The sequence below is a fragment of the Caldisericaceae bacterium genome, assembly GCA_036574215.1.
Classification (GTDB): domain Bacteria; phylum Caldisericota; class Caldisericia; order Caldisericales; family Caldisericaceae; genus Caldisericum.
Genome location: JAINCR010000046.1, coordinates 46275 through 53156 on the forward strand (window position 1 = coordinate 46275; position 6882 = coordinate 53156).

A 6882-nucleotide genomic window follows, 5' to 3' on the forward strand; every position below is an offset into this window, starting at 1 on the left:
ATAAGGTAGTCTTTTAAAAGTTTTAATTTTGTTTTTAAATTTATTTGACTAAATCTTGCCAATTTGTTAAAATGTATATAAATTTACAGAGCGAAAGGAGTAGAAAATATGGCTAAGCAAGTAAGAATTTTTGCCTTTGGTGGAAATGAAGTCTCCCCTGTTGGTCTTGTTGATGAAAAAGGAAAACCTGTGATCCCTGATATTGCAATGCAATGGTCAAGAACCCATGAGACATCAAAGCATATTGCAAAGATTGTCGAATCATTTCCAAATGATACCTATGTAATTACCCATGGTAATGGGCCACAGGTTGGGAATGTGTTTTTAAGAAGCGAGTATTCAAGACCTATACTTCCTCCAATTCCTCTTGATGTTGCAGGTTCAGATACTCAAGGTGCAATGGGATACATGATTGCCCAAATCCTTGGAAATGAGTTAAGAACAAGAGGTATAAATAAAACAATTGTAGGAATTGTAACGCAGGTTGTTGTTGACAAAAACGATCCAGGTTTTCAAAATCCAACAAAATACATAGGGCCCTCTTACACTAAGGAAGAAGCAGAGAAAAGAATGAAAGAAGACGGTTGGATAATGAAGCTTTACAAAAAAGATGAATTGGGTAACGAGATATGGAGAAAGGTCGTTCCATCTCCAGTTCCACTTGATATTGTTGAGTTTGAAACCATAGTTAATGCAATTGAATCAGGTTTTATCCCCATAACAGTTGGTGGTGGAGGAATTCCTGTTGTAGAAGTTGAGCCTGATGACATCGGTAATTTCCAAGCTAATTATGGCATAGTTTTTAAAAATGGCAAAAACGCAAAAGTATACAGAGGCGTTGAAGCAGTAATTGATAAAGATCTTGCCTCAGCACTTCTTGGAGTAATGCTTATTAAATGGGCAAAAGAACACGGAGAAGATTTAGACGTAACTCTTACGATTTTTACAGGAGAAGATGGAGCAAAACTTAACTATCAAAAACCAAACCAGGTAGATTTAAGACATCTTACTCTTGAAGAAGCAAAAAAACTCTATGAAGAGGGTCACTTTCCAGCGGGAAGTATGGGACCAAAGATTCTTGCCTGTATAAAATTCCTTGAGGGCGGTGGTAAAAAGGCATATATTTCACTTACCTCAAGATACCTTGAAACCCTTGAAGGAAAAGCAGGCACAACAATTGTAAGAGAGTAGGCGATTAAAAATGGAAGAACGTATAAAAGAATTGGTAAAAAAATACGAAAGTGATATTATCGACTTTTCTAAAAAAATTGTGCAAACTAAATCTTATTCTTCTCAAGAAGCTGAATTAGTTAAACTCCTTGAGGATAAGATGAAAGAACTTGGTTTTGATGAGGTAATAATTGATGAAACTGGTAATATCATTGGAAGAGTAGGAAATGGCCCTGTAAAACTTCTCTACGATGCGCATATTGACACAGTAAAAGCAGAAGACAGAGAAAATTGGAGCGTTGACCCTTTTTCTGGCGAGATCAAAGACGGTAAACTCTACGGGAGAGGTTCTTCTGATGAAAAGGTTGCAATTGGTTGTATGATTTATGGAGCAAAAATCCTAAAAGAAATTGGTATTCCTAAAGAAATAAGCCTTTATATTTTGGGTTCTGTGCAGGAGGAAGATTGCGATGGCCTTTCCATGTATTACACATTTAATGAGGTTGTTAAGCCCGATTTTGTAGTTTTAGGAGAGCCAACAAGCCTTGATGTTTACCGTGGACACAGAGGAAGAGTTGAAGTTGAGATTATTACAAAAGGTAAGTCTTCCCATGCAGCACATCCAGATAAAGGGGATAACGCAATATATAAAATGGCACAAACTGTTTTAAATATTAAAGAAATGACCAAAAACTTCAAAGAAGACCTTTTCCTTGGCAAAGGAACAGCAGTTGTTTCTCATATTGAATCTAAAGCTCCATCGATTAATTCCGTTCCATATGAAGCAAAAATTTTTATTGATAGAAGGCTCACGGTTGGTGAAACAAAAGAGTCTGCTATTAAAGAATTTGAGTCGTGTCTTGTAGATAAGGCCAATTCAGAGATTAGAGTTCTTACATACGAAACAAAGTCATGGAAGGGCAGACTCATTTCTCAGGAAAAGTATTTCCCAACGTGGATCCTCGAAGAAGATCACCCTCTTGTTAAGGCAGGTTTTGAAACTGCAAAACTTGTCCGACCAAATGAAGATGTGAAAATTTCTAGATGGATATTTTCAACAAACGGTGTAACATCTATGGGAAGATTCCATATACCATCAATTGGTTTTGGACCTGGCGATGAATGGTTAGCCCATGCCGTTGATGAATACGTGCGAGTATCAGATCTACCAAAGGCAACAGAATTTTATGCACTTTTACCTTTCAAATTATTAGAAAAAATTAAGTAGGAGGCATTATGAATACAAAACTTAAAGGGAGAGATTTTCTCTCAACAAACGATTGGACACTTGAAGAACTTGAGCAAGTTTTAGATCTTGCTTTTGAATTCAAAAAGAAATTTGCTCTTGGAGAACCAACGCCTTACCTTCTCTATAAAACACTTTTTATGATTTTTAAAGATAAATCCACAAGAACAAGAAACTCAACTGAAGCTGCAATGACCCAGCTTGGAGGACATGCACATTATATCAGTGAAGAATCCTCTCAGATTTCTCACGGAGACACGGCAAAGGAAATTGGTATTATTCTTTCAAGATACGGCCATGGAATTGCAATAAGAGACGATATATATTTAGGTGTTGGACACAAGTATATGGAAGAAGTTGCAAAATGGGCAACAATTCCTGTAATTAACCTTGAATCAGATTGGGATCATCCACTTCAAATTCTTGCAGATATTATGACCATTAAAGAAAAATTCAATAATGACTTAAGAGGAAGAAAGTTTGTAATCTCCTGGGCGTATGCAAAAAGTCATGCAAAACCACTTGCTGTGCCTCAAGGCCTTATAATGGCAATGCCAAGGTTTGGTCTGGATGTCACTCTTGCAATGCCAAAAGAATTTGAACTCCTTCCTGAAGCAATGGAAATTGCAAGGAAGAATGCAGAAGAGACTGGCGTAAAATTTGAGGTTGTAAACGATATGGACGAAGCCTTTAAAGATGCAGATATTGTTTATCCAAAATCATGGGGTGCGTATGTTTATGCAGGCAACGACTTTGAAGAAATGAAGAAAGTTGCAGAGAAATATAAAGATTGGATTGCAGATGAAAGAAGAATGAACTTAACAAAGAAAAATGCAATTTATATGCATTGTTTACCTGCAGATAGAGGTTTTGAGGTAACCGATGCAGTAATCGATGGTCCTAAATCTGTAATTTATGATGAAGCAGAAAATAGATTACATACGGTAAAATCAATTTTAGCTCTTACCATGTAAAAAGTTTACTTTAAGATCTTTAAGAGGCTCAAGAGAATTGGGCCTCTTTTTTAAATTCAAGGTGTTGTTCTATGGTATAATTCTTACGAGGTATCTCTACGGTGTTATTCTGGGAAGTGCCTTTTGCCGACAAAAAATCTTATCTTCTATATGAGGGGATAAAAGGTTCCTCCTCTATGCTCCCGAAATAACGAGATCCTTCGTCTCTATCGCTCCTCAGGATGACTGAGTGCGCTGTCATTCTAACAAGTGAACGTAGCAAGCGATAAAGAATCTCATCCTTTATTCGAGGGGTGAAAGTCTTCTTAAATCTCCTTCATAAAAATAATAACTTTACTCTCTTGATACTTCCAAATTCAAATTTGATTAAACACTTTTTAAAATAGAGCAAAATATATTTTTTAGAAAAACTGAAAAAATTCCCTCTAAAAAGCGTTGACAAGAGAGAGTATAAAATATAGTAGAAAAGGAATAAAAACTGTAAAGAAAAGAAATGATGTAATATTGGAGCAAAAAGGAAGGTAGATGGGAGGTGAGAAAAGAGAAAAAATATCATGTAAATAAAGTAATTTGAAAAAAATTCTAAAATGAAGAAGGTAAAGATGAAAAAAGCTTTAAGTTTCAGTTTAATTATTGCTATTTTTGTGGTGAGTGTTTTACTCCCGGCTGGAATAATCAAATCGGATGGAGAAAATGAAGGTTTAGATAATCCTAACTTTCAAAAAGGACATCAACCCTTCCCTCCATTAACAGCTGAAGAGAAAAAATTGGAAGAAGAAAAATTACAGAGGTTTAGGGAATGGCTTTCAAAGCAACCAAGAATAGATGCAAAGAATTTTGATATGCCTCTGTCAAATAACGATTTATCATTAATGGGAACTTCAATAAAAGAATCTTGAGAGTTGTCAATTTTTTATCGAGAACAAGAAAAGACTTATTATTGCGGCCCTGCTACTGCTCAAATAATCCTAAATTATGACTGGGGAATGATAGGATCAAGTAATTGTTATACTCAATCATATTTTGCCGATTATATGGGAACTAACTTAACAAATGGAACTTATGTTTACAGATTAAAAAACGCTTTAAATGAGCTCAAAAACCCAAATAAAGCTTCATATTGGGTTTACACAAAACTTCCATCTAATGAAACAGATGCTGCAAATGCTCTTTATTCTTATGTAAAATCGGATGTTACTAACTATGATCAAGCTTTAGCTTTTCATACTGATACTTGGCTACAAGCAGGTAAAGATGTTTGGGGAGAAGCGTATGGGTTAGTTGGATATAGAGACCCTCAGACTGGACAAGCAGGAGTTTCTTTAGGACACTATGTGACAGGATATGGCTATCGTCTATACTCCGATGGAAAACATACAATACTTTATGCCGACAGTTGGAATCATGACTACGGATGGGGAAACTGTCTTGGATACCATGAAGTTGATGCAAGAAATATGGCAACTTGCATAAACGGGAACGCTGGATATATTATCTAGTGAGGTAGTAATGAAAAAAATAAACAAAGCTTTTTACGCCTTAGCTATATTATTTGCTATTTCCATATTGCTTTTTACCTCATGTAGCACAAGTCATCCTGTTCTTCAAAGAAATAACCTACCACAATATGTGAAAGATTTCTCTTCTATCTTTAGCAAAAAGGATATAAAGATTTCATACGATCCTATTGAAGTAAAACCTGCTTCACCTCCAGATAAACCTTATCCTGTTCATAAGAGAACTATTCCTGAAAATTGGATTGATGGAGAACTAAGATGGTATGTAGGAAAACCTACCAATCCTACAGACTTTTTAGAGACTAGTATTGTAGAATTCAAAGGAGATTTCATCTTAGAAAGCACTGTTGATAGGAATTTTAAGGCCCCTCCTTCCCACCCTAAAGCAAAAAAACCTATCTATAAACTTTACAAGAGAAAGAATTTGAATGCTCCACTTCCTAAAACAATTACAAATTCAGATTTTGAGTTAATAAAGACACTTGATAAAGAAGAAGAGCAAGGCGTCTTACCTCAAAATCAACTTGCAGAACTTTCAGATAAATTTGTAATATGGAGTAGTGCTTCTTTTGAATTTACTCAAGAGTGGACAATCTGGGGATATGATATAACTAATGATACAATATTTGAGATCTATTCTCACAACGATGCTGAAAAAGACTTCGAACCTATTGAAATTCCACACTACAATATAATTGAAGAAGAGAATATTCTAATTATAGATATCACAGGCGATGATAAAGAGGGACAACTCAAAAATAAAATCATCTTTTATGACTTAGAAAAAAGAAAAATTGCAAAAGAGTTTGAAAGTAATAGTTATAAAAGGCAGTATCTTCGTAGTTGGTGGGATCCTCCCTCCCTATACTCAATTAATGGTTATTTATATGGAGAAAGATTTTATCTTGATAATAGTAAAAACATTTTAAACGAGTATATACTCTCTGATATTATAAAAGTAAACTTAACTACCTTTGAAGAAGAAACTGTCATTGAAAGATCTCCTTTTCGCTTAGTTTCAACTTCATCTGATGGTAAATTATCCCTTGTGCCTTATGTGAAGAATGGCCTTTGTCACGACATATGGATATGGGATATAAAAGAAAATAAAATAAGCTGTTTGGAAAAAATTTGCTATTCAGAAGCCCATTCCCTTCCGCCTGAGACATCTTCAGATATCCCCTCTGCACCACCTGAGATCTCATTATGCAATAAAGGAATCCAATATAGCTATCGTGAAGAAAGAACCTCTGAAGAATGTGTAACCTTCTATTCATATAAAGAGAAAAGAGTTTACTACGATTACGATTCCTTAGGAGAATACATAGATATGGAAGGAAGATTTCTTATGTATAAATCACCTTATGCCTTATTTAACCCTCCTCCACCATTTGATTATCCTGGCAAAGAAGACATACTAAAGGGATATCAAACTTTTCTCATTGTAAAGCCAGAGTAAATATATAACGGTGTGAAGGTAAAAGGATCAGTTCATAGGCACATAAACAGCTAAGATTTTGAAGGTGCAAAGACAAAATAGGAGGAAAATATCTTATCTTCTTCCTAAGAAATTTTTGCTTAAGTTGTCTTTCATAAATCTAGTAGTTTAGTTCTGTCATGCTTAACTTTTTCAAATGCCGTATGTTTAAGGAAAAAACTTTAAAAACACCATCCCTTCAAATAGAACGAAGGATGGTATAGCTTTAAAAATGCAAATCCTACTATATATACAAGTAATAGTTATTATCATTTCTACTTCACAAATTCTAACAAAGATAGTGCTGTATATTATAATGTTAATGAATAATTGCAATAGGAGGTATATAAAATGAAAAAAAGAATAGTCTTATTTTTATCTATCTTAACTATTATTTTTTCTGTTGGAGTGTTCATAACAGTTCATTCTATACTATCCAAATCTTCTGATGTTGAAGATTTCAGTAGTATTACTCTTCCATCATACAGTTTACCAGAA

At 34.6% G+C, this 6882-nt stretch carries 6 protein-coding genes; all 6 read left to right on the plus strand.

What is annotated here, in order from left to right; all coding sequences use genetic code 11:
• The first annotated feature begins 108 nt into the window (after positions 1–108).
• The 6 genes from K6343_02565 to K6343_02590 all read left to right on the plus strand — a co-directional run bounded on the left by K6343_02565 (position 109) and on the right by K6343_02590 (position 6366).
• Positions 109–1191 (plus strand): carbamate kinase, encoded by a 1083-nt coding sequence (locus K6343_02565; protein MEF3244853.1) that lies wholly within the window; start codon positions 109–111, stop codon positions 1189–1191.
• 10 nt (positions 1192–1201) lie between these two features.
• The gene (locus K6343_02570) at positions 1202–2398 is read left to right on the plus strand and encodes a YgeY family selenium metabolism-linked hydrolase (GenBank protein MEF3244854.1); all 1197 of its coding nucleotides are present in this window, start codon (positions 1202–1204) and stop codon (positions 2396–2398) included.
• Positions 2399–2406: 8 nt separating this feature from the next.
• On the plus strand, positions 2407–3390 hold the full coding sequence (locus K6343_02575) for an ornithine carbamoyltransferase (protein MEF3244855.1): 984 nt from the start codon (positions 2407–2409) through the stop codon (positions 3388–3390).
• 602 nt (positions 3391–3992) lie between these two features.
• Positions 3993–4289 (plus strand): hypothetical protein, encoded by a 297-nt coding sequence (locus K6343_02580; GenBank protein MEF3244856.1) that lies wholly within the window; start codon positions 3993–3995, stop codon positions 4287–4289.
• 87 nt (positions 4290–4376) lie between these two features.
• On the plus strand, positions 4377–4889 hold the full coding sequence (locus tag K6343_02585; GenBank protein MEF3244857.1) for a hypothetical protein: 513 nt from the start codon (positions 4377–4379) through the stop codon (positions 4887–4889).
• 10 nt (positions 4890–4899) lie between these two features.
• Positions 4900–6366, plus strand: a complete 1467-nt coding sequence (locus K6343_02590; protein MEF3244858.1) for a hypothetical protein — start codon at positions 4900–4902, stop codon at positions 6364–6366.
• The last annotated feature ends 516 nt before the right edge of the window (positions 6367–6882 follow it).